Origin of the sequence: Enterococcus sp. DIV0901a (assembly GCF_051711525.1) — a bacterium.
GTDB classification, from domain to species: Bacteria; Bacillota; Bacilli; order Lactobacillales; family Enterococcaceae; genus Enterococcus_B; species Enterococcus_B faecium.
Genome location: NZ_JBIOMW010000001.1, coordinates 1,552,223 through 1,574,473, shown reverse-complemented (window position 1 = coordinate 1,574,473; position 22,251 = coordinate 1,552,223). Strand labels below are relative to the sequence as shown.

Sequence of the window (22,251 nt, the reverse complement as noted above, 5' to 3'; positions counted from 1 at the left end):
TTGACTTCTTCTCTAAATAAGAGTACTTTAGAGGTAGAAAAACAAAGGGAGAGAATAGAATGAGAACTTTTATCTATGCTGACAAATTCTTTTTAGCGTCAGGCGTCAAAAATGCAGGCTATCTTGAAATTACCGATGGACTTTTTGGTGAATACACGAAAGAACTACCTGAGGGAGAAGTCAACATTATTGACCAAAGCGGCAAATGGATTGCTCCTGGTTTGGTAGATACACATATTCACGGCTATATGAATCATGATGTAATGGATAATGATGCAGAAGGTATCAAAGTGATGTCTGAAGGTCTATTATCTTGTGGAGTGACTTCATTTTTACCAACAACATTGACGTCAAGCAAAGAACGTTTAAAAGATGTAGCTGAGACAATCGGCAAAATGTATCAGGAAGCACCAGGAGCTAAAATCAAAGGAATCTATTTTGAAGGTCCTTTCTTCACAGAAGAACACAAAGGGGCACAAAACCCAAGTTATTTCGGGGATCCTGATTTGGATACTTTCCATGAATGGCAAGAAGCTTCAGGCGGTTTGATCAAAAAGATTGCTTTAGCACCAGAACGTCAAGGTGTGGAAGAGTTTGTCAAACAAGTTACTGAAGAAGGAGTAGTTGTTTCTCTAGGACACAGTAATGCTACACTAGAAGAAGCGCAAAAAGCTGTTGAAGCAGGCGCAAGTGTATTTGTCCATGCTTTCAATGGTATGCGTGGATTGAATCATCGCGAACCAGGTATGGTGGGTGCGTTATTATCTTTAGAACATGTCTTTTCTGAATTGATTTGTGATGGCCATCATGTACATCCAAATGCTGCGGGAATCCTAATGGAAAAAGCAGGACATGATCATGTCGCATTAATTACAGACTGTATGATGGCCGGTGGGATGCCTGATGGAAATTACAATTTAGGCGAATTTCCAGTAGTAGTAAAAGAAGGAACAGCACGTCTAGAATCTGGCAACTTAGCTGGAAGTATATTGAAATTGAAAGAAGCAATTAAAAATGTTGTAGACTGGGGATTAGCAACACCAGAACAAGCAGTCATGATGGCTAGTCTGATTCCAGCAATCAGCTGTAAAATCGATGATACATGTGGAAAAATCGCTCAAGGACGCGATGCAGACTTTATCGTATTGAACCCTGATATGACATTGGAAGCAACTTATCTAGATGGCGTGGAACGTTTCCACGCATAATATAATTTAAGTTAACCTTAAAACTAAACTTCTTAAGTTTGGTTTTAAGGTTTTTTTTGTGTTCTAGTAAAAATCACTTTACATAAGTTTCAAAAGTTTCTTTAATTTCCTATTGTTCAATAAGTAACAATGTAAAGATAAAATTAAAAATGTTAATACGTATTAGCAAAATAAAAGCGTTTTTTTATTGTGAATAAATGAACATAATTAGGAGGAGAAAGATGAACTTATTTGACATTTTTCGATCGACTTTGACAGATATGTCGATTGTCAGTGCAATCACTTCAACAGTTTTTATTATATTATTAGGGTTTGTTTGTAGAAAAAAGGGGATTTTTTCTGAATCTGTTGGAAAAATTCTATCGAAAGTCGTCTTAACAGTGGCTTTGCCAGCACTGGCATTTCGAGCTTTCATGCAAGATATCAATACAGAATTACTGATGCAAGGAATCAATGTCTTGATTTGGGGATTAGTTATTTATATTATTCTTATTCTAGTTTCAAAACCTTTTTTCTTAAGCTATAAAGGGGATAAGCAAACAACGTTGCGTGTCCTGACGATCTTTGGTTCTACGACCTTTTTCGGAACGCCTATCGTCAGTGCGATTTATGGTCCTGTCGGCGTGATGTATTCCTCAATTTTCAATATTGGCTACCGAATCTTTTTGTATTCTTATGGATACATAAAAATGAGTGGCTTGAAGATGGAAGCTAAAAATATCAAAGCGATGTTCGTCAATCCAATCATTATCGCTACTTTTGCCGGCCTTTTCATTTGGCTGTTCCAAGGGTATCTGCCACAAGTGTCAGTTACAGGTGCAGAAGGAGAGATAAGCCAAGTAGCGTTTTTGCGAATTGACCAGACTGCACCGTGGCTATTTCAGCCGATGGATTATTTAGCTGGTTTAAGTTCACCATTGGCGTGGCTAGCAATCGGCGCAACATTAGGTGAAGTAAGCTTCAAAAAAGCTGCATCTGAAAAAACTTCATGGTATTACAGTCTAGTCAAAGTGGTATTTGTACCTGCATTGAATATCGTGATTCTAGCAGTTTTGACGGCAACGAATATTCTACCAGTCAATTTTGAAGCACTGGCAACAATCGTTATCATGATGGCTACACCAGCTGCAACAGTGGCAGCAGCCTATGCTATCAGTTTTGATAGGGAGGCACTTTTAGCCTCCAATGCATCCTTACTGTCAACTATTTTTGCTGTGGTACTGACACCTGTATGGATCGTTGTATTACAAATGATTCATGGCATAGGTTTATTTTCATAAGAAATGGAGGAAGAAAGTATGAGAATCGCATGTTACGGTGTTCGTCCGAACGAGATAGATTTTTTTGAAAAATTGAATATTTACCATTATGATCTCAGTCTTTATGAAGAACTGTTGACACATGACAATATCGTGTCAGCAAAGGACCATGATGCTGTATTGTTGAGGGGAAATTGTATAGCAGATGAGACCAATCTTGCAAAAATGCAGGAATATGGGATTCGTTATGTTTTTACACGGACTGTGGGAGTCAATCATATCGATCTACAAGCGGCAGCTGATTTTGGTATGACAGTAGCCCGTGTACCATCGTATTCGCCAAATGCGATAGCAGAGTTATCTTTGACTTTTGCCATGATGCTTTTGAGAAATACTGCGTATACGACGATCCGAACATCTTTCAAAGATTTTCGAGTGGATGAGCAAATGTTTAGTCGTGAAATCAGAAATTGCACAGTAGGGATCATAGGAACAGGCAGGATAGGGTTGACGGAAGCTGTTTTGTTTAAGGGACTAGGAGCCAAAGTGATCGGCTACGATATTCATCAGACAGAAGCTGCTAAAAAAGTATTGACGTTCCACTCGCTTGAAGAGTTATTAGCCAAAAGCGATATCGTCAGTATTCATGTACCTCATATCCCAGGTGAAAACGATCAAATGATCAATGAAGGATTTTTAGCTCAAATGAAAAAAGGCAGCATCTTGATCAATACAGCCCGTGGAGAGCTTCAAGATAATGAAGCTATTTTAAGAGCTTTGAAAAGCAATCATTTAGCTGGTTTTGCAACCGATGTTTTTGCAAATGAAACAGAGGTTTTTTTCCGATCCTTCAAGCCATGGGAGACGATTCCAGACCCTGCTATCCAGCAATTAGTAGAAATGTACCCTAGAGTTCTTGTAACCCCGCATGTAGGTTCAAATACAGATGAGGCATTATCAAATATGATTTCGACAAGTTTCGAGAACTTTCGTGAAATAATAGAAACTGGAAAAACGAAAAATGAGGTATCTCTTCCTAAAGCCCGTCAATTAAGATAAGAAAACATGGATATTCGTCAATAAAATGTTTAAAAATAGTCCAAGTAAACAGTTGTTACTTCTGTATACTTGGACTATTTTGTATGGGATAATTCGATGACTCAACAGTAATCTGTGAGCTTTTTCCGCCCATTCTTTGTCAATTCATAACAGGTTAGCGGCCGGCCGATTTCCAAATATTTGATTCTTTCGTTCAATATATCTTGTTCTACCAAAAAATTCAAATATTTCTTGATGGAGATACGTGACAGTGAGCTTTTTTGAGCCAGTTCTTTTGTTGAAAAAATAGTATCTTCTTTTAGAATAAATGCACTTATTTTTTTTAAAGTCAGTTTTGACAGACCTTTAGGCAAATCGATGAATGATGGTATTTCGTGAATGGGAGTGGTGTGGTTGAATACTTGATCGATCAATTTCTGATCGGCTTTTTCAGTCGTTTGGATTGTCTGAGAGAAAGCAAGATACTTTTCGATCGCCAGCTGAAAACGTTGCAAAGTGAACGGTTTGATCAAATAATCTAAGGCACCGTAGCGGATCACATTCTTTATGGTTTCGATATCATCTGCAGCAGTGATCAAAATCACTGGGATATCATTTCCTTGCTGTCTAAGCCAAGATAAAAAATGGATACCACTTTCGCCAGGCATGTATACATCAAGCAGCAGCAGATCTGCGTTTTTTTGTCTGAAATATTTTTTTCCTTCTTCTACATTTCTGAAACTTTCGATTACGTTCATATTAGGGATACTTTCCACAAAAGTACGATTCAATTCTGCAACCATTGGATCATCTTCGATTATCAGGACATTTGTCATCATTTTGATCTTCCTTTTTTGGTAATTCTAGATAGACGATTGTACCACCATTTGTTTGTTTGGAAAATTCTAAAAATCCACCGTGGCGTTTGACGATTGAATGGATGAGATTCAATCCAAACCCACGATTGATTCCCTTCGTCGAAAAACCTAGCGTAAATATTTTTTCTGAGATTTCTTCTGATATCCCGACACCGTCATCGCAGACGGTCACGATGAATACTTCAGCTTCTGTGTCATAGTTTAAATGAATCCGGACCTGTCCGTTTCTTTCATGTTTTTGTAGCACGGCTTCTTTTGCATTATCAAGTAAGTTCCCTAACACTTGCAAAAGTGAATGGATGGAGTCATCCATCTCCATTTTAGGGATAAAAGAATCGCTTTCTAACAGCATTTCAACAGATTGTTCTTTGGCTTCGTTTATTTTGCCTAATAAAAAACCGGCAATTGCAGGTACTTTGATCAGACTTGAGACTTGGCCAATCTCTTTTTTATAATTTTGATTTAGCTGCTGGATAAAATGGGTGACTTCTTCATACTTCTTCAAATCAATCAAACCAGAAATGACATGAAGTTTATTCATGAATTCATGGGTTTGAGCTCTCATGGAGTTTATATATTGTTTCGTCCCCCCAAGCTCCTCCATTAATTTCATTACTTCTGATCGATTTCGTAAAGTTGCGACTGCTCCTAAAAAACGGTCATTGCTAAAAAGAGGTGTAACGCTAGAAATAGTTTCTATCCCATTTAAATACATGGATTGAGTCCGAACGGTCGTTTGATGCTCAATCGTCTCTTTAAACAAAACGTCATATAGATTATCACTGATTTTTTTTCCTACTTCGAAATCCAATAGCTGCTCTGTTTGGTAGAAAATGTTTTTTGCAGGTGTATTGATCAAGAGGATAGTTTTATCAGAAGAGATGGCTAAGATTCCTTCATCTACTTCATTTTCGATAATCGTTTTTTCACTTAACTGTTCTGCTATTTCTTGTGGTTCAAGTCCAAGCAGTACTTTTTTCATTTTTTGGGCAAGAAAAACGGCGCCTATGATGCCTACGCTAAGTCCGATAATCAATGAAAAAACAATCATTTTTTGTCCATCTTTGACTTGATTGTCAATCGTGTTGTTTGTTAAGCCAACACAAACTGCACCAATAATCTCTTGATTGTAATAAATAGGAACGAAATAGCGGAAGCCGAACCCTAACATTCCTTCTTTTTCAGAGAAAAATTCTTGTCCTCCAATCACTTTTTTCACATCTTCATGACTTGAGAAAGGAAGACCGATGTAACTTGGGTCTGCGTGAGAATATCGAATGCCTTCAGGGTCCATGACAACGATAAAATCTAAATTCGATGCAATCATGATTTCATTTGTTATTCCTTGAATCGCATGTGTCGGGTCACCAGTCTGCAGCTTTTTTTGGATGAGTTTATCATTGGCAACGATTTTAGCAATGCTAGAGATTTTATCTGACACACTAGATCGGTTCATCGAAAGAATAAAATTCCTGATCAATATGGCAGAAACAATCAAAGAAACGAATGTGGAGAAACAAACGACAAGGATGATCGTGTTCTGGAGCTTTAATGGTTTTTTCTTAAAAAAAGGAAACATAGGCTACCTCGAAAGAATTTATTGTGAAAATTTTAACATGAAAACAAAAATTTAACAAATTGTCAACGATAAACACAACCTTCCTATAAAAAACACCACTGAGTCGGTAAAAGAAGCTATACAGAATTTTCAAACATTGGTATGATAGACGTAGAAATGGAAGGAGGCGTGTATATGATAGGGGGAATCGCACTTGAGACGATTTATTGGTATACATTGCTGATTTGTGCAGGATTGGCAGTCCTATTGATTATTTTTGGAGATGTATTCGATTTTGATGGCCCGCTTGATCCGATGCTTATTATCCCTTGGTTAACTTTCACAAGCTTATTTGGTTTTCTAGGTGAGCGTTTAACAGATCAATCATCTTTATTTTTATTTATTGCTAGTGGAGGCATATCGATAGTGTTGGTATTTTTGCTTAATTTCTATATATTGATGCCGATGAAACATGCCGAATCAACGATGTCGTCTTCTGAAAAAACTCTGGAAGGACAAGTAGCTGTTGTGATCACACCGATCCCTGTACGAGGTATGGGAGAAATTCAGTTGAAAAGTGTTACCGGTTCCATTAGTCGTCCAGCTTGTTTTTACAGCCCCCAAGAACAGACAGCTGAGCGGGGAACGAAAGTATTGATCATTGAGATCAAGGAAAGAATCTGTTATGTCATGCCTTATGAAAGCATGATAAAAGCTTAAAGGAGCGTGTGTTAAATGGAAATACCAGTTGTTTTTATCGCGATCGCAATTGCAGCTTTGATTTTACTGATGTTGCTGATCGTCTTTGTAGCGAAGTACCAGACAGCAAAACCGGATGAAGCGTTGATCATCAGTGGAAGTTATTTAGGAAGCAAAAATGTGCACATGGATGAAAGCAATAACAAAATCAAAATTGTGCGTGGAGGTGGCGCATTCGTCTTGCCGGTTTTTCAACGTTCGAATCGGATCAGTCTATTATCGAGTAAATTGGACGTCTCCACCCCTGAAGTGTATACGGAACAAGGCGTACCGGTGATGTGTGATGGTACTTCGATCATCAAAATCGGTTCATCTGTAGAAGAGATTGCTACAGCAGCAGAACAGTTTTTAGGCAAGACAAGAGAAGAACTGGAAAATGAAGCAAGAGAAGTATTAGAAGGACACTTGCGCTCGATTCTTGGTTCTATGACTGTAGAAGAAATCTATCAAAATCGCGATAAGTTCAGTCAAAGCGTACAAGAAGTCGCTTCTGTAGACCTTGCAAAAATGGGGTTGATCATCGTTTCTTTCACTATCAAAGAGGTCAGAGACAAAAACGGTTATCTTGACTCTTTAGGGAAACCAAGAATCGCCCAAGTCAAAAGAGATGCAGATATAGCAGAAGCGGAAGCTCTAAAAGAAACGCGTATCAAAAAAGCTCAAGCAGAAAAAGAATCACAAGCAGCTGAATTACAGCGACAAACAGAGATCGCAGAATCATTAAAAGAAAAAGAACTGAAATTAGCAACCTACAAACAAGAACAAGATGTTGCTAAAGCAAAAGCAGACCAAGCCTACAATTTAGAAAGTGCCCGAGCACAACAACAAGTAATCGAACAGGAAATGCAGATTAAAATCGTAGAACGTCAAAAACAAATCGAACTGGAAGAAAAAGAAATCACACGTCGTGAAAAGCAATATGATTCGGAAGTGAAGAAAAAAGCAGATGCCGATCGGTACGCTAAAGAACAAGAAGCACAAGCTCAAAAAGTCAAAGAAGTGACTGAAGCCGAAGCAGAACGATTCCGTGTGGAAGCACTGGCAGAAGCGGAAGCCAATAAGACACGTTTAGCTGGACAAGCAGAAGCCGAAGCAGCACTAGCAAAAGGAAAAGCCGAAGCCGAAGCAAAACAAAAGATCGCCAATGCCTTCAAGGAATATGGCGAAGCAGCTGTCTTGAGTATGGTTATCGATATGCTACCGCAATTGATGCGCGAAGCAGCACAGCCGCTAGGAAATATCGAAAAAATCTCTGTTGTCGATACAGGAAGCAGTTCAGGAGAAACCAGTGGAGCGAACCGAGTGACAAATTATGCCACAAATTTGCTTTCTTCTACTCAAGAAACATTAAAAGCGACAACAGGACTTGACTTGAAGGAAATCGTAGAGAATTTGTCGACACGTGGGACTACTAGCCAAGTAAATATGTATGAAGCACCAAAAGAGGCAGAACAAAACTCGATGAAGGAAGAATAAAGTAGTACACTTCACCGTTCAATCAAAAATGGAGGAAGACTTTTTAAAGTTCTTCTCTCCATTTTTTTATTTTATTGCAAAAGAAAATTAGTCCTCGCTATTTTTCTTTTGTTTTTGGATCTTAGCTTCTATCTCTTGTAAATTTGTTCTTAGCAATCGTTCTTTCTTTTGGAGTTCGACCAAATCTTCTGATAGTTCTTCCTTCTTTTCTGTTTCAGGAGGACGAAGAAAGAAATTGATACCGATTGCAATGAATGTCCCTATAAAAGTATCTAGTACACGTTGGATAGCATACAAAGCGGATTCGCCTTGAGGGATGCTCAACGCAATCAGCAACAACGTAGCGATTGCGGAAATGATACCGGAATTATTGTTAATACCATCTGACACGACGATCACAATAATAACTAGAATAGGAAGCAAGATCAATTCTACCAAAAAATCATTGTGAAAATAGCTTTTGACAAAAAAATAAATGATAGCTAATGTACCACCTAATGTATTGCCGATGATCCTAGACTTTCCAAAAGAAACGGTTGTAGTCAAGTCCTGACGCAAAGAAAAAACAGCAGATAATGCAGCAATCATCGGGATTCCTCGTTGAGTCAAATGAAAAAACAAGATACATAAAAAAACAGCTAAGGCACTTTTGATCGTACGCATACCTAGTCGAAAACGGCCAAATTGCATAGAGATTCTCCTTTTTGGTCTTTTTACTATCATACCTAAACTTTTGTCTGATAGCTAGTTTTTCATTATTCAAGTATAATTAAAATAAAAAAAGGGGGAAGTAAATGCGTATAGGAATGCGAACAGTCAAAACAGTGATCAGTGTCTTCTTTTCGATGGTCACAGCGGGTAGCTTATCGCTGTTGTATTGGCCAGCTGCAGGGATCATTGCATTATTAAGTGTAGGAAATACCAAGCGCTCTACATTGCGTACGGGCATGAATCGAATCGCAGCCTTTATATTAGCTACGGCAACAGCACTGTTCAGTTTTTTTGCTGTTGGGTATACTATTTTTGGCTTCAGTCTTTTTTTATTCCTGTTCATCCCGCTTGCCTCTCGCTTCAAATTAACCGAAGGGATCGTAGTAAATTCGGTTTTGGTCACTCATTATTTAGTGGAGGAAAACATGTCTTGGCAGCTGATCGGCAATGAAGCGGGATTAATGGCGATTGGATTAGTATTTGCTTTGCTTGCAAATGTTTACATGCCAGATCGTACGAAGCAGCTGAAGGAAAACCAAATACAGATCGAAAAAGAATTTCGAAATATTTTGAGACAAATGGCAGAATTTCTTTTATCAGAAAATAAAGAAGATGTGCAGATCAAATGCGAACATTTACTGACATTCATTCGCGAAAGCCAAGAAGATGCCAGAGAACATCAAGAAAACTACTGGCTCAGACAGCCGCTATACTACGAAACTTACTTCTCTATGAGAAGAGCACAGGCCAATGTGATTAAAGACATGCTGGAAAATCTAGAGAGAATCCAGCAACCAGCTTATTATGGAAAACATATCTATGGTTTATTGATTTATACTGCAGAAACATTTTCAGAGTCAAATGATGGCAGACAAATTTTAGCACGTATTGAAGAAGTTTATGTATTGTATCGGCAAATGCCTCTGCCGACTAGTCGCCCTGAATTCGAGGATCGAGCAGAATTGTTCCAGTTTTTGCAGTCTTTTAAAAGTTTTATTGAAATCAAGGCAGAATTCTCCCAACAAAAAATCCAAAAATAGAGGTTGTGAATTCAGCTAATATTCAGGTCAAAAAGCTGATTTCACAACCTCTTCTTTAAACGGTGTTCTCCTGCCAACTCCTCGGTCACAAGTCACAATATTCAACAAACATGAGAAGCTGTTTTTTGAAATTGCTCCTTGTGACTCGGAGCTGAACGGCAGGCTCACGACCTCTTTCTTAAACGGTGTTCAAAAGCTTGCATCTGCGGTAATAAGTCCAGCCAAACGAAAAATAGGAGGAGCTATTTTTGTTTGGCTGTTCTTATTACTTGATGCAGAACAGCTTTTTCACAACCTTTTAAAATTACATATTTTTCCATAGAACTTGCATTTGATCCAAGATTTCGATGACATCTTTTGTCAAGAAGAGAGAGCGATTGGGCAAGTCACCTTCAATCATGTGTACCATATTCTTTATTTCGTAATTCATTGCTTCAGATGTATTCCCGCTCTCGATGAATTCCTTTGTACCATCTGTAAATAAGATCTCCGCACGATCAGCACGCGGGTAATCAGCAATCGTCACATAACCGTTCTCAAAGGCAACGATACCGACTTTTGGCATTTTTGCCTGAAAAGTCAAGCTGACAGCAGCAAGTTCATTTTCTTTGTTACGCAAGATAGTGACGGATTGTTCGTCCACGCCTGTTTCAAAAGGAACCATTGTAGAGGCAACTACTTCAGGTTGAGAGCTCAAAAAGAAACGAGCGAAAGATACAGCATACGTTCCGATATCCAACAGAGCTCCTCCAGCTAATTCTGGATTGAAGAACCGGTTTTTAGGGTCTGGTTCTTTGTAACTGCCGAAAGGTGCTTGGATCATTTTTAAAGCCCCCAGTTTTCCTGTATCCATTATTGAGCGTAACTGCTGATAAAGTGGCATGTTGAAGATTGTCATCGCTTCTGCTAAGATCAAATTCTTTTCTTCTGCTAAGCGCATAGCGTCAGCCAGTTCTTTTTTATTCATCGTGATGGCTTTTTCACATAGAACGTGTTTGCCTGCTTCCAATGCTGCCAAGATATGGTCGATATGCTGTCTATTTGGTACAGCAATGTACACGATGTCGATTTCAGCATCGTCTAACATTTCTTGATAGCTTCCGTAAGCTTTTGGAATATTGTAACGGTGAGCGAAGTTTTCCGCTTTTTCTGAAGTTCTGGAAGCAACTGCTGTTAGTTCGCTCGTCTCTTGATTGAAGCTTTCGGCAAACTCATGTGCGATGGTACCAAGACCAACGATTCCCCATTGATATTTTTTCATCTGAAAACGCTCCTTCATAGTTGGATTGAGTTTCTTGTCTGTCTATTATTATAACAAAAATCACGAAGAATAAAGAGGAGAGGACTTGAAACATTAAAAAAAATGAAAGCAGCGATTTAAGAGGTGCTTTTTGATCAAAACTTAAGTAGAATAGTTAAAAGGAGGGGATAAACGTGCATCAAGTATATATTGATCTTATTATGAGTGTATTATTAGAACAGTTTGAAACTGAAAAAAATTTTTTAGATGAATACTTGCTGATCAGTCCAGAACAATGGCAAAAATGGAAAGATGGCGAGAAAAATCTGCCATCTGAAGCGATGCAGAAAGTAAAAAATCTTTTCACTGATTATGAATGGATGCTAACGCAAAAGATTTTGCGTCAAACGATTATTTTTCCCGAAAAACGAAACGTTGCCGTTGCAGAGTACAAGCAAATCAAAACACGCATCGCGCAAAAATGGCTTAGCAGCAAAGCAGCAAAAGTCGAGCTGATCCCTTTGAAAAATAATCAGCAGGCTGGTAGATACCTTGACTTGAAAGTAAGTATTCAATATGATGAATGGGGCTATGATGATATTTTGAATTTTCGTCTGCCAGCAGATGTTCAAAAACAGATCGAAGGAGAAAAAATCGAACTTCTCGATTGGGTGAATGAAAATCTGGAAGAAACTTACGTTCATGAGGCGAATGGGGAACGTGAAGAACAACGAAAGGATTTTTCAAGTGAATAAATTTTTAGGATTTGGAGCAGTTGTGATTATGATCGCAGCAATGGGCTATGTTATTTTTAGCGATGATGATTCGCATGTTCAAGCCGGCAATCAAGCAGTCGAACGAACAAGCACCAAAACAACTGCTAGTAAAGAAAAGAACAGTCAAACAACCAGCAGCAAGGTAAAGGACAAAGAAACAAAAGATAGTACGTCCAAACAATTGCCAGATGTTAAAACAGACGATTGGAAGCTAGTTTTGGTTGGTCCAGATCACAAATTAGAAAAAGAAATCGATGAGTCTACTCAACTGGCATCATTAAGTAACGGATACTTGATCGACAAACGCATTGTTCCAGAATATGAAGCATTTGCCAAGGCTGCTGAAGCAGCTGGATTTCCATTAGTGATGGTCTCAGCTTACCGGTCTGTATCATCCCAACAACAAGTTTTCGAACAAAATGTCCAAGATGTGATGAGTCGTCAAGGTGTATCAGAAGAGGAGGCGACAAAGATTACTAAAGAAACGATTACGGAGCCAGGATACAGCGAACACCACACAGGTCTGGCAGTCGATGTCGTCGATCAAAACTGGTACAACAGTTATCCTTCTACTGTATTGGATGCAAGTTACGGAGATCAGCCTGGAGCTAAATGGATCGCAGATAATGCTGCGCAGTATGGATTTATCGTTCGTTATCCAAAAGGACACGAAGATATAACTAAGATCACATATGAACCTTGGCACTTACGTTATGTCGGTAAAGAAAATGCTGAGTATATCACCAAACACCAATTGACGCTAGAAGAATATCTGAATGAATTAAATGAAAAGTAGGAATTGATCATGGCGAAAAAAAAGTGGAAAAAGCAAAAGCGCAAGAATATCCGTTGGCCAGCAGTGGTTGCCGGTGTAGCAGTGATACTCTTAGCCTTTGTTTTTTCCTTGAAGAATCTGACTTCTCCTTTTACTGATAATCAGCAAGAAAATGAAGCGCAATCCCATCAGCAATTTATTGAACGGCTTGTTCCGCATGCCCAAGAACTACAAGATGGTTATGGAGTGCTTCCTAGTATCATTTTAGGACAAGCTATATTAGAATCAAATTGGGGAAAAAGTACCTTGGCTAGCAAATACAATAATCTTTTCGGGATCAAGGCTTATGGGGATCAGAAGAAAGTAAGCCTGGAAACAAAGGAATTTGTTAACGAAGAATGGATAACTATCCAAGGAGACTTCAAAGTGTATGATTCATGGGAACAGTCCATGGATGACCATACACAACTGTTCATCCAAGGAGTAGATTGGAATCCTGCGCTGTATGAAAAAGTGATTACGGCCACCAACTATCAGGAAGCCGCACAAGCATTGCAAGATGCAGGTTATGCGACAGACCCCGGTTATGCGCAAAAAATCATCCAGGTCATCGAGACGTATCAATTGAATCAGTATGACCGGAGATAGCAAAGGAGAAGTGGCTGATGGCAGAACAATTTACGCCAGAAATCATGACGGAATTGAGAAAAGATATCGTAAGAGTACCGGAAATCATTTTAGAAGCAAGCGGGATCAAGATATTTGGAAAATTGATCCGTTCTATCATCTTTACTACGGATATTGCGATCATACGTAATACAAATGCGAATGCAGTAATTGCTGTGTATCCTTTTACACCTCATCCAGCGATTACTAAAAGCATTATTGAGGCAGCTGACATTCCAGTTTTCTCCGGTGTAGGTGGTGGTTTGACACAAGGTGCTCGTTCTTCCTACATGAGCATGTTCGCAGAAGCGCAAGGTTCGTTAGGGGTCGTTTTGAACGGTCCTACGCCTTTAGAGACAGTAAAAGAAGTTTGTCGAGTAGTTGATATTCCAGTTATCAGTACGGTAACGTCGAAATATACAGAAATAGATGAAAAGTTAGCAGCTGGTATTTCGATTATCAATATCAGTGCAGGTAAAGAAACTGCAGACGCAGTACGCCATTTTCGTAAAAAATATCCTGAACTTCCTATCATTGCGACAGGTGGTCCAACGGAAGAAAGTATTGCTGAGACCATTCAAGCAGGAGCAAATGCCATCACATATACGCCACCAAGTAGCGGAGAGCTTTTTAGTCGTAAAATGGAAAAATATCGGGAAACTGAGAAAAAGAATCATGAATAACAGGTGAGAATCAAAAGACGAGGAAGAGCAGATAGTGGCTCTTCCTCGTCTTTTGTACTCCAGTACTATTTGTTCAGAATTCAAAAAAAAGAGAAATTTTTTTGTTTTTTTATCTGTAATGTACATAAGAAGAGTTAAAACCTTTTGTTATTATTAGCATTCTAACAAAAAAATGTCTTGATTTATTGAAGCGCTTTCTATAGAATGAAAAACGAATAAAAACTAAAAAAGGCACCCGACAATTTAGTAGCAGCTAAATTGTCGGGGCTTGAAAAGTCAGCGGGAACTGACCAATCAAGTTGCCATAGTCAATGCTTGTGCATCGACGTGTATATTGTACCTAATTTCATACAGAATTACTAGTTATTTTTCTGTTTTTTAGGGAAGAGCGTACACGAAGAAGCATGCTTATTTAGCTATGTCAAGGATATTGGGCAGTTGTCTGATATCCTTTTTTCTTTGCGTAATTATCCTCCCATCATTGAAGCAAGAAGTGTTTTTAGCGATGAAAGAAGAATCAGCACTATCTAATTTTCCTTGAAAGTATTGAGTTGTTCATCCTAGGCAGAACGATAAGGCAAGTCTTGGTTTTTATTCCCCTTGAAAAAGATCGTTTAATAAATATGTTCTGTATAAAAATACAGTATATTGAAAAATAACAATGGAAGTAGAGGTGCAGAGAATGAAGAAAAGAATGAGAATCATCTTAGCTTTAAGTGTTATGTTATTCTTCTTGACGGCTTGTGGGCAAGAAGATGACAAAAAAATCACGCTGAACATGGCTTGGTGGGGTTCGCAAGTCCGACACGATGCAACAGTAAAAGTAATCGAGCTTTATGAAGAAAAAAATCCCCATGTGACGATCGATTATGAATTTTATGATTATGAAGGATATTACACAAAATTAGGTACACTAGCAGCATCAGATGATATCTGGGACATTTTCCAACTGAACAATCAATTTCCTCAATACATCAATCAGATTGAACCATTAGATGAATATGTGGAGCAAGGGATAATTGATATTTCTAATGCAGATGAATCCTATTTAGCAACGACGACTTACGATGGGCAATTAGTTGGACTGTCTAACGGGGTGAATTCGTTTGCGATTGCTTACAATAAAAATATATTTGAACAATTAAATATCCCTGAACCTGCTTCAAATTGGACATGGGATGAATTTGAACAAATCAGCTATCAAATCACTGAAGAATTAGGAATCTATGCTATTTCAAGATTCGAAGATTTTATAGCTGGCTGTATTATTCAAATACCACAAGTTGAGAAAGGATTGAATTTTTATAATCGGGAAGATCTATCTAACAGCTTGGGATTTGAAAATCCAGACTATCTAACAGATTTTTTCCAGCTGCGTAAAAATCTGGTAGACAAAGGTGCCCATCCGGAACCAGGTGGTGGAGCTGCAAGTACGACGGATCTGTCTTTTCAGGCGGTTAGGGATAGAGAAGCGGCAATGGTGTTTCTATCAAGTAACCAGTTGACAGAAATATTGTCAGGAGCGCCTGAAGATATGGAGATTCAGTTGATTAATCCACCTCGCAGAAAAGCAGATGGAGAATCTGGTATCCCTTTACGTTCTTCGCAAATGCTGAGTATGGCAAAAAGCTCAGCCCATAAAGAAGAAGCTGCTAAGTTTATTGATTTCTTTCAAAACAGTGAAGAAGCCAATGAAATTTTAAAAGGAGAACGTGGTGTGCCAATCATGTCGAATATTCGAGAACAGCTCGCTCGTGCAGATGATGCAACTTTGCAAGCGACATTTGACTATTTAGAAATGATTTCCGATATGGACAACGGCGAAGTGAATGTCTTTGATAGTGCTTTGAATCCGGAAATTCAAGACCAATACAATCTTTTAGTTGAAAAAGTCATTTATGAAGAAGTAACAGCAGAAGAAGCAGCAGAGAGTCTTTATGAGTTTGCGTCAAACATTCTAGGATAGCAGCAGGAGGAAGGCATGAAAAAAGAAAAACTAAAACGGTTCTTGGATCAAGACAATGTGGTCGGTTACGTATTTGCTTCTCCATTCATCCTAGGATTTCTATTGATAACAGTGATACCGATGATCTTGTCACTTTATTATTCGTTCACCGATTATCGTTTGGGAAATCCAGTCTCATGGATCGGCTTGGATAATTATATAAAGATGCTGAGTGATGCCCGTTTTTTGAACTCCATCCGAGTCACTTTTCTCTATGTATTTGCATCTGTACCTGTGAAACTGATCTTTGGTCTATTGATTGCTTATCTTTTAACGAGGAATATCAAAGGAATGACTTTATTTCGTTCTTTGTATTATGTGCCTAGTTTGATCGGTGGCAGTATTTCTATCGCTCTAGTTTGGCGGGAGTTGTTTTCTAAAAACGGGTTAGTGAATATTTTTCTGGAACGATTAGGCGCACCTGCGCTTTCCTGGTTTAGCGATCAAAAACTGGTCATGATCCCTCTTGTTTTGATGTCTGCTTGGCAATTCGGTTCGGCAATGATCATCTTTGCTGCAGGTATCAAAGAGATCCCAGGCTCGTATTATGAAGCGGCAGAGATCGATGGAGCGAACAAATGGCAGACGTTTTACAAGATCACGTTACCTCTTCTTTCGCCGATCATTTTGTATAACTTGGTTATGCAGACAATCGCGGCGTTTATGACTTTTACGCAGGCATTTATCATTACCCAAGGTGGTCCGAATGATGCCACGAACTTTTATGCTCTTTATGTGTATAACCAAGCTTTTTCTTTTAATTCTATGGGGTATGCTAGTGCTATTTCGTGGATCATGCTGTTGATTATGGGAGCTGTCACCTTTCTGATTTTCAAATCATCAAAAAAATGGGTCGTTGTGTGAATGAGAGGAGGAAGAAATGAATAATACAGTAACGAAATGGTTTCAATACGGTTTTATTTTGCTATTAGGTCTAGTCATGATTTATCCGGTCTTATGGATGATCGCAGGTTCTTTTAAAACGGATCAAGAGATTCTGAGTGGTTCGCTGAATTTGATTCCAGAGACTTTTCAATGGGAAAATTACGCAAAAGGATGGGCGGGGTTTGCTGGAATTTCATTTTTTACTTTCTTTAGGAATTCGTTTGTCATCTCTGCAGTTTCGACGATAGGGACAGTTCTGAGCTCGACTTGTATTGCTTACGCATTATCGAGAATCGATTTCAAAGGAAAAAGATTCTGGTTCGTCGTCATGTTAGTAACGATGATGATTCCTGCACAAGTGATTTTGATTCCGCAGTTTATTATTTACAATCGGCTGAATTTGGTTGGGACGTATGTGCCGCTGATTTTACCACATTTTTTTGGACAAGCATTTTTCATTTACCAGATCATGCAATTCATGGTCAGCATCCCCAAAGAGTTAGATGAATCAGCGATTATTGACGGATGCAGCAAGTATAGTGTCTTTACCAAAATTATTTTTCCTTTGCTGAAACCTTCGATCATCACGACGATCATCATCCAGTTTTATTGGAAATGGGACGACTTCATGGGACCATTGATTTATTTAAACAAGCCGAGATCTTACACGGTATCGATTGCCATCAAATTATTTGCAGACGCTGGATCTAGTACGACTTACGCGAGTATGTTTGCGATGTCTACGTTGTCGCTGCTACCGGTTTTTCTGATTTTCTTATTCTTCAATAAATATCTTGTCCAGGGGATCAGTACAAGCGGTCTGAAGGGCTGAATATGAAAAAGCCAATAGAAGAGATGTTTCTTTACAAGCTCAACTACTATTTCTGTCGGATTTTTTTAACCAGTCTTATCAGTAATGCTCTTTTCGCTTTAGTTCTAGGATGTTTGTTCACTTTAGGATTAGTGCTGTCTGCTCGTGTTGTCTATCTGATTTATTTTTTGATGATGTATCCTTCTTATTATCTATCTGTCCATTACTTGGCAGAAAAAAAGGTATGTTGGAGGAAAGAAAAAATCAAACGGATGTGTTTCATCATTACGTTGTTTCAGCTGTTTGTCATTATTTTTGCAGTTGATTGGTATTTATTAGTGGGAAAGATTGGAGCTTGGTATCTGATTCCTTTTCTATTGTGTCTGTTGCTTTTTGTATCCCATAGTTTTTTTAGTACGCTAATTGATATCTGCAAAGAAGATAAAGCAGATAGTCTTGTTTATTTGATCAAAAGGAATATCTGGCTGTTGTCAAAAAACGTCAAAGGGTTTCTGTGGTATTTATGCCTTTTGTATGGACTGTTCTGGTGTATACAGCATGATTTTTTACTCACTGCATTACTGTATCCAGGGCTGCCATTTGTCACAGTATTTTGCTTAAAAGAAAAGGAGAATGACTTTAAATGAAGAAAAAATATGTACAAGTCGGACTTGGTGGGAGAGCGCGTTTTTTTTATGAGGCAATTGCCTCTACGTATCATCAAACTTGTGAACTAGTCGGTTTTTGTGATGTATCTCAAACAAGGATGGATTATGCAAATCGGATACTTGTGAACAAGTATGGACAGAAAAAAGTAAAGACATGTATGCCATCACAATTTGAGCAACTACTGGATGACGTACGGCCGGCTGAAGTCATTATTACGTCAGTAGATCGAACGCATCATGATTATATCATTCGTGCAATGAAAAAAGGATATGATGTTATTTGCGAAAAACCTCTGACTATCGATGAGGAAAAAGCTCAAGAAATAATAACGGTCCAAAAACAGACGGGAAGAAGCCTGCGAGTCACTTTCAATTATCGTTATGCACCGTATCACACGAAGATAAAGGAACTGATAGAAAGTGATGTGATTGGTGATGTGTTTTCTATCCACTTCGAATGGCTGTTAAATACGCAACACGGGGCAGATTATTTCAGAAGATGGCATCGAAATAAGCACAATAGCGGCGGGCTTCTTGTTCATAAATCTACCCATCATTTTGATCTAGTGAATTTTTGGTTGAACAGCCGTCCCAAAAAGGTATTTGCATTCGGTGGATTAAACTTTTATGGGATGCATAATGCGGAGAAACGCGGGGTAGAAACATTTTACAGTCGATGCTATGGAAGCGAACTAGCTAAAACTGATCCATTTGCTATAGACCTGTCAGCCAATGAGGAATTGCGAGAAATGTATTTAGAAGCAGAAAAAGACAGTGGATATATTCGTGACCGAAGTGTATTTTCCGATGATATCTCTATTGAAGATACACTAGGCGTAACGGTCAAATATGAAACTGGTGCGATTTTGACGTATTCGCTAAACGCGTATATGCCGTGGGAAGGATTCAATATTTCTTTCAATGGCAGCAAAGGACGGATCGAAATGAAAGTGATCGAAAAGTCTTACATCAATGCAGGTGGAGATAAAAAGGATGAAGGAGCAGCCGTTCTTCAGTCCATCCATGTCTATCCGATGTTCGGTGAGCCATATGAGGTAATCGTCGAACAAGAAGCGGGCGGACATGGCGGAGGAGATCCGCGTTTATTAGATGATCTATTTGGTGAAGAAAAAGAAGAAGATCCGTGGAATCGGGCAGCAACTCACGTAGATGGTATTTTGTCGATTTTGACAGGAATCGCAGCAAATCATTCTATTGCTTCAGGAAAAGCAGTAGTGATTGACGAGCTTGTCAGCTTAAAAGAATAAGAATAGATTTACGGAAATTACTTCCCGTAGTTTATAAAATCTTGCCTTATTGCCGATAGGCTGTCTTTTGAACACTATTTATTCGGAAAAAGGGGCTATGACATGCTTTTTGTCATGCCTTCTTTTTATGTGGGCTGCTTTTTTAGATAGGAGAAAATAAAAATAACTATTTAAACCCGAACAAAAAGGAATAATGCATTAAAAATCATTAGATTTTACAAAAAAATAAGTAAACCACGTTGTCAGTTTCAGAAAGTAGTGTTAGACTGTTTTCAATATTTGAAACAACATTTTTTATTCAAATATGGCAAACTGCCTTCACGTGCAAAACAGTTGCAAGAAAATGAATTTACACTATTATTAGTTTTACATACCTACTTATATATCGTCATAATATGGATGACAGTTTCTAGCCAGTACCGTAAATGCTGGACTATAAGTAAAAGATTGGCTATTTCACCCTTCTTTTCTTATGATAAAGTGGAGGGTGTTTTTCTTTAACAGAAACATAGTAGGTTTTTGCACAAAAGCGGTTATTTCGGTATTAATAAATGATAAAGGAGCAAATAAAGTGAAAGAATTAGTTGAACGTATTCAAAAAGACGGACGTATATTAGGCGAGGGCGTATTAAAAGTCGACAGCTTCGTCACTCACCAAGTAGACCCTGTATTGATGGAACAAATGGGAAAACGGTTTGCAGAAGTATTTAAAGAACAAGGAATCACGAAAGTTGTGACCATTGAAGCTTCTGGGATCGCACCAGCTTTATTTGCTGCAAAAGAATTAGATGTTCCAATGATCTTCGCTAGAAAAGCAAAAAGTTTGACGATGGATGAAGAATTATTGACAGCTTCTGTTTATTCTTTTACGAAACAAGTGACAAGTACGATTTCTATTTCTCGTAAATTTTTATCTTCAGAAGACAAAGTATTGATTATCGACGATTTCTTGGCAAACGGACAAGCGGCAAAAGGATTGATCGAATTATGCCAGCAAGCTGGAGCGCAAGTAGAAGGAATCGGGATCGTCATCGAAAAGTCTTTCCAAGATGGACGTCAGTTACTTGAAGAAATGGGATTGAGAGTCGTTTCTCTTGCGCGTATTGCTTCCTTGACGAATGGACAAGTTGAGTTTCTTGAGGAGGACGCATAATCGTGGAAAAAGAAACACAAAATGGAAAAGCTGCGGTTTTAGGGCTGCAGCATCTGCTAGCGATGTATGCAGGAGCAGTAGCGGTGCCTCTTTTGATCGGTACAGGACTAGGCTTTAATCAAGAACAGATGACTTATTTGATTTCAATTGATATCTTTATGTGTGGATTAGCGACATTATTGCAATTGACAGTTAACCGATTTTTCGGAATTGGCTTGCCTGTCGTTTTAGGATGTGCGATCCAAGCAGTAGCTCCACTGATCTTGATCGGAACCAATGAAGGAGTAGGAGCTATCTACGGATCTATTATCGCTTCTGGGATCTTTGTTGTGTTAGTTTCTGGTGTCTTTTCTAAAATTAAAAAACTATTCCCTCCTATAGTAACAGGAACGGTTATCACCGTTATTGGTTTGACTTTGATTCCTGTAGCAATCGAGAAAATGGGTGGAGGTAATGCAACAGCAGCTGATTTTGGTGACAAAACAAATCTGCTACTTGCATTTGTGACGATTCTCCTAATTGTAGGCGTGCAAATGCTGGCAAAAGGGTTCATTCGTTCAATCGCGGTATTGATTGGTTTAGTCGGAGGAAGCATCGTAGCTGCTTTCATGGGAATGATTGATCTGAGCGCGATTGGAGATGCGCCGTTGTTCCATGTTCCACAACCCTTTTATTTTGGTAAACCAACTTTCGACGTATGGTCGATTTTACTAATGATCATCATTTCCATGGTCAGCATGGTAGAATCAACAGGTGTATATTTTGCACTTGGTGACATTACTGGGAAAAATGTTGGAGAAGAAGAATTGAAAAAGGGATATCGTGCAGAAGGACTTGCCGTTATCTTAGGCGGTATTTTCAATACATTCCCTTATACTGGCTTTTCTCAAAATGTCGGATTGGTTCAACTTTCGGGAATCAAAACAAGAAAACCCATCTATTTCTCTGCATTCTTCTTGATTGTTTTAGGATTATTCCCTAAAATCGGTGCGTTAGCACAAATCATCCCTGAGCCGGTACTTGGTGGAGGAATGTTAGTCATGTTCGGGATGGTGGCAGTCCAAGGAATCCGTATGCTGTTGGAAGTTGATTTCAGCAATGATAAAAATCTATTGATCGTTGCTGTTTCTGTTGGATTTGGGCTGGGTTTCAATGTTACGCCGACATTATTCAGTCAAATGCCGCAAACATTGCAAATGTTCACTGGAAATGGCATCGTAATGAGTAGCATTACGGCTATCATATTGAATTTGATCTTTAATGGATTGAAAAAAGATGAAGAAATATTGGAAGAAGCCTTCAAGAAGTAATAGAGCAAAAGAAAGGTTGTGAAATCAGCATTTTGACCTGATTATTAGAGAAACAAACGGAAAAATAGTTCCTCGTATTTTGCC

At 38.6% G+C, this 22,251-nt stretch carries 21 protein-coding genes and 1 riboswitch; of the genes, 17 read left to right on the top strand and 4 right to left on the bottom strand.

Annotation, left to right across the window (positions count from 1 at the left end):
- The first annotated feature begins 59 nt into the window (after positions 1-59).
- From nagA to IGL70_RS07510, 3 genes are all read left to right on the top strand, one after another.
- Entirely contained in the window at positions 60-1,208 is a 1,149-nt protein-coding gene (gene nagA / locus IGL70_RS07520; RefSeq protein WP_081156324.1) for an N-acetylglucosamine-6-phosphate deacetylase, read from the top strand.
- A 278-nt stretch (positions 1,209-1,486) separates the two neighbouring features.
- Positions 1,487-2,488 (top strand): AEC family transporter, encoded by a 1,002-nt coding sequence (locus tag IGL70_RS07515; protein WP_079291926.1) that lies wholly within the window; start codon positions 1,487-1,489, stop codon positions 2,486-2,488.
- 18 nt (positions 2,489-2,506) lie between these two features.
- Complete coding sequence (locus tag IGL70_RS07510) at positions 2,507-3,526, top strand: 2-hydroxyacid dehydrogenase (RefSeq protein WP_002289800.1); 1,020 nt, start codon at positions 2,507-2,509, stop codon at positions 3,524-3,526.
- 101 nt (positions 3,527-3,627) lie between these two features.
- On the opposite strand, the gene IGL70_RS07505 is transcribed toward IGL70_RS07510, so the two are convergent.
- Complete coding sequence (locus IGL70_RS07505) at positions 3,628-4,344, bottom strand: response regulator (protein WP_104873918.1); 717 nt, start codon at positions 4,342-4,344, stop codon at positions 3,628-3,630.
- The gene (locus IGL70_RS07500) at positions 4,313-5,962 is read right to left on the bottom strand and encodes an ATP-binding protein (protein ID WP_002299758.1); all 1,650 of its coding nucleotides are present in this window, start codon (positions 5,960-5,962) and stop codon (positions 4,313-4,315) included. The genes IGL70_RS07505 and IGL70_RS07500 overlap by 32 nt, the downstream gene beginning before the upstream one ends.
- A gap of 174 nt (positions 5,963-6,136) precedes the next feature.
- Between IGL70_RS07500 and IGL70_RS07495 the strand changes: the two genes are divergently transcribed.
- On the top strand, positions 6,137-6,661 hold the full coding sequence (locus IGL70_RS07495) for an NfeD family protein (RefSeq protein WP_002295447.1): 525 nt from the start codon (positions 6,137-6,139) through the stop codon (positions 6,659-6,661).
- Between the two features lie 15 nt (positions 6,662-6,676).
- On the top strand, positions 6,677-8,176 hold the full coding sequence (locus IGL70_RS07490; RefSeq protein ID WP_104873919.1) for a flotillin family protein: 1,500 nt from the start codon (positions 6,677-6,679) through the stop codon (positions 8,174-8,176).
- Between the two features lie 87 nt (positions 8,177-8,263).
- On the opposite strand, the gene IGL70_RS07485 is transcribed toward IGL70_RS07490, so the two are convergent.
- Complete coding sequence (locus IGL70_RS07485; protein ID WP_002295450.1) at positions 8,264-8,866, bottom strand: FUSC family protein; 603 nt, start codon at positions 8,864-8,866, stop codon at positions 8,264-8,266.
- 104 nt (positions 8,867-8,970) lie between these two features.
- On the opposite strand from IGL70_RS07485, the gene IGL70_RS07480 reads away from it, so the two are divergent.
- Complete coding sequence (locus IGL70_RS07480) at positions 8,971-9,927, top strand: aromatic acid exporter family protein (protein ID WP_002295453.1); 957 nt, start codon at positions 8,971-8,973, stop codon at positions 9,925-9,927.
- A 304-nt stretch (positions 9,928-10,231) separates the two neighbouring features.
- Here IGL70_RS07480 and IGL70_RS07475 read toward each other — a convergent pair whose 3' ends face one another.
- Positions 10,232-11,188, bottom strand: coding sequence for a Gfo/Idh/MocA family protein (locus IGL70_RS07475; RefSeq protein WP_002297120.1), 957 nt, complete (start codon positions 11,186-11,188; stop codon positions 10,232-10,234).
- Between the two features lie 173 nt (positions 11,189-11,361).
- Between IGL70_RS07475 and IGL70_RS07470 the strand changes: the two genes are divergently transcribed.
- The 11 genes from IGL70_RS07470 (at position 11,362) to IGL70_RS07420 (ending at position 22,167) form a co-directional block, all read left to right on the top strand.
- Positions 11,362-11,922: a hypothetical protein gene (locus IGL70_RS07470; RefSeq protein WP_002295457.1), complete on the top strand. Its 561-nt coding sequence runs from the start codon at positions 11,362-11,364 to the stop codon at positions 11,920-11,922.
- Positions 11,915-12,739: a M15 family metallopeptidase gene (locus tag IGL70_RS07465; RefSeq protein WP_104873920.1), complete on the top strand. Its 825-nt coding sequence runs from the start codon at positions 11,915-11,917 to the stop codon at positions 12,737-12,739. Before IGL70_RS07470 ends, IGL70_RS07465 begins: the two co-directional genes overlap by 8 nt.
- A 9-nt stretch (positions 12,740-12,748) precedes the next feature.
- Positions 12,749-13,366, top strand: coding sequence for a glycoside hydrolase family 73 protein (locus IGL70_RS07460; RefSeq protein WP_104873921.1), 618 nt, complete (start codon positions 12,749-12,751; stop codon positions 13,364-13,366).
- Positions 13,367-13,383: 17 nt separating this feature from the next.
- Positions 13,384-14,067, top strand: coding sequence for a hydrolase (locus tag IGL70_RS07455; protein WP_002331840.1), 684 nt, complete (start codon positions 13,384-13,386; stop codon positions 14,065-14,067).
- Positions 14,068-14,749: 682 nt separating this feature from the next.
- The gene (locus IGL70_RS07450; RefSeq protein WP_002289643.1) at positions 14,750-16,033 is read left to right on the top strand and encodes an ABC transporter substrate-binding protein; all 1,284 of its coding nucleotides are present in this window, start codon (positions 14,750-14,752) and stop codon (positions 16,031-16,033) included.
- Positions 16,034-16,048: 15 nt separating this feature from the next.
- A complete protein-coding gene (locus IGL70_RS07445) occupies positions 16,049-16,936 on the top strand; it encodes a carbohydrate ABC transporter permease (protein ID WP_104873922.1) in 888 nt (295 codons plus the stop codon).
- A gap of 16 nt (positions 16,937-16,952) precedes the next feature.
- Positions 16,953-17,789, top strand: coding sequence for a carbohydrate ABC transporter permease (locus IGL70_RS07440; protein WP_002300540.1), 837 nt, complete (start codon positions 16,953-16,955; stop codon positions 17,787-17,789).
- A 2-nt stretch (positions 17,790-17,791) separates the two neighbouring features.
- Entirely contained in the window at positions 17,792-18,415 is a 624-nt protein-coding gene (locus IGL70_RS07435; protein WP_002324684.1) for a hypothetical protein, read from the top strand.
- On the top strand, positions 18,412-19,704 hold the full coding sequence (locus tag IGL70_RS07430; protein WP_104873923.1) for a Gfo/Idh/MocA family protein: 1,293 nt from the start codon (positions 18,412-18,414) through the stop codon (positions 19,702-19,704). Before IGL70_RS07435 ends, IGL70_RS07430 begins: the two co-directional genes overlap by 4 nt.
- A 358-nt stretch (positions 19,705-20,062) precedes the next feature.
- Positions 20,063-20,160: riboswitch (purine riboswitch) on the top strand.
- 115 nt (positions 20,161-20,275) lie between these two features.
- Complete coding sequence (locus tag IGL70_RS07425; protein WP_002306871.1) at positions 20,276-20,857, top strand: xanthine phosphoribosyltransferase; 582 nt, start codon at positions 20,276-20,278, stop codon at positions 20,855-20,857.
- A gap of 2 nt (positions 20,858-20,859) precedes the next feature.
- Positions 20,860-22,167: a nucleobase:cation symporter-2 family protein gene (locus tag IGL70_RS07420; RefSeq protein WP_104873924.1), complete on the top strand. Its 1,308-nt coding sequence runs from the start codon at positions 20,860-20,862 to the stop codon at positions 22,165-22,167.
- The last annotated feature ends 84 nt before the right edge of the window (positions 22,168-22,251 follow it).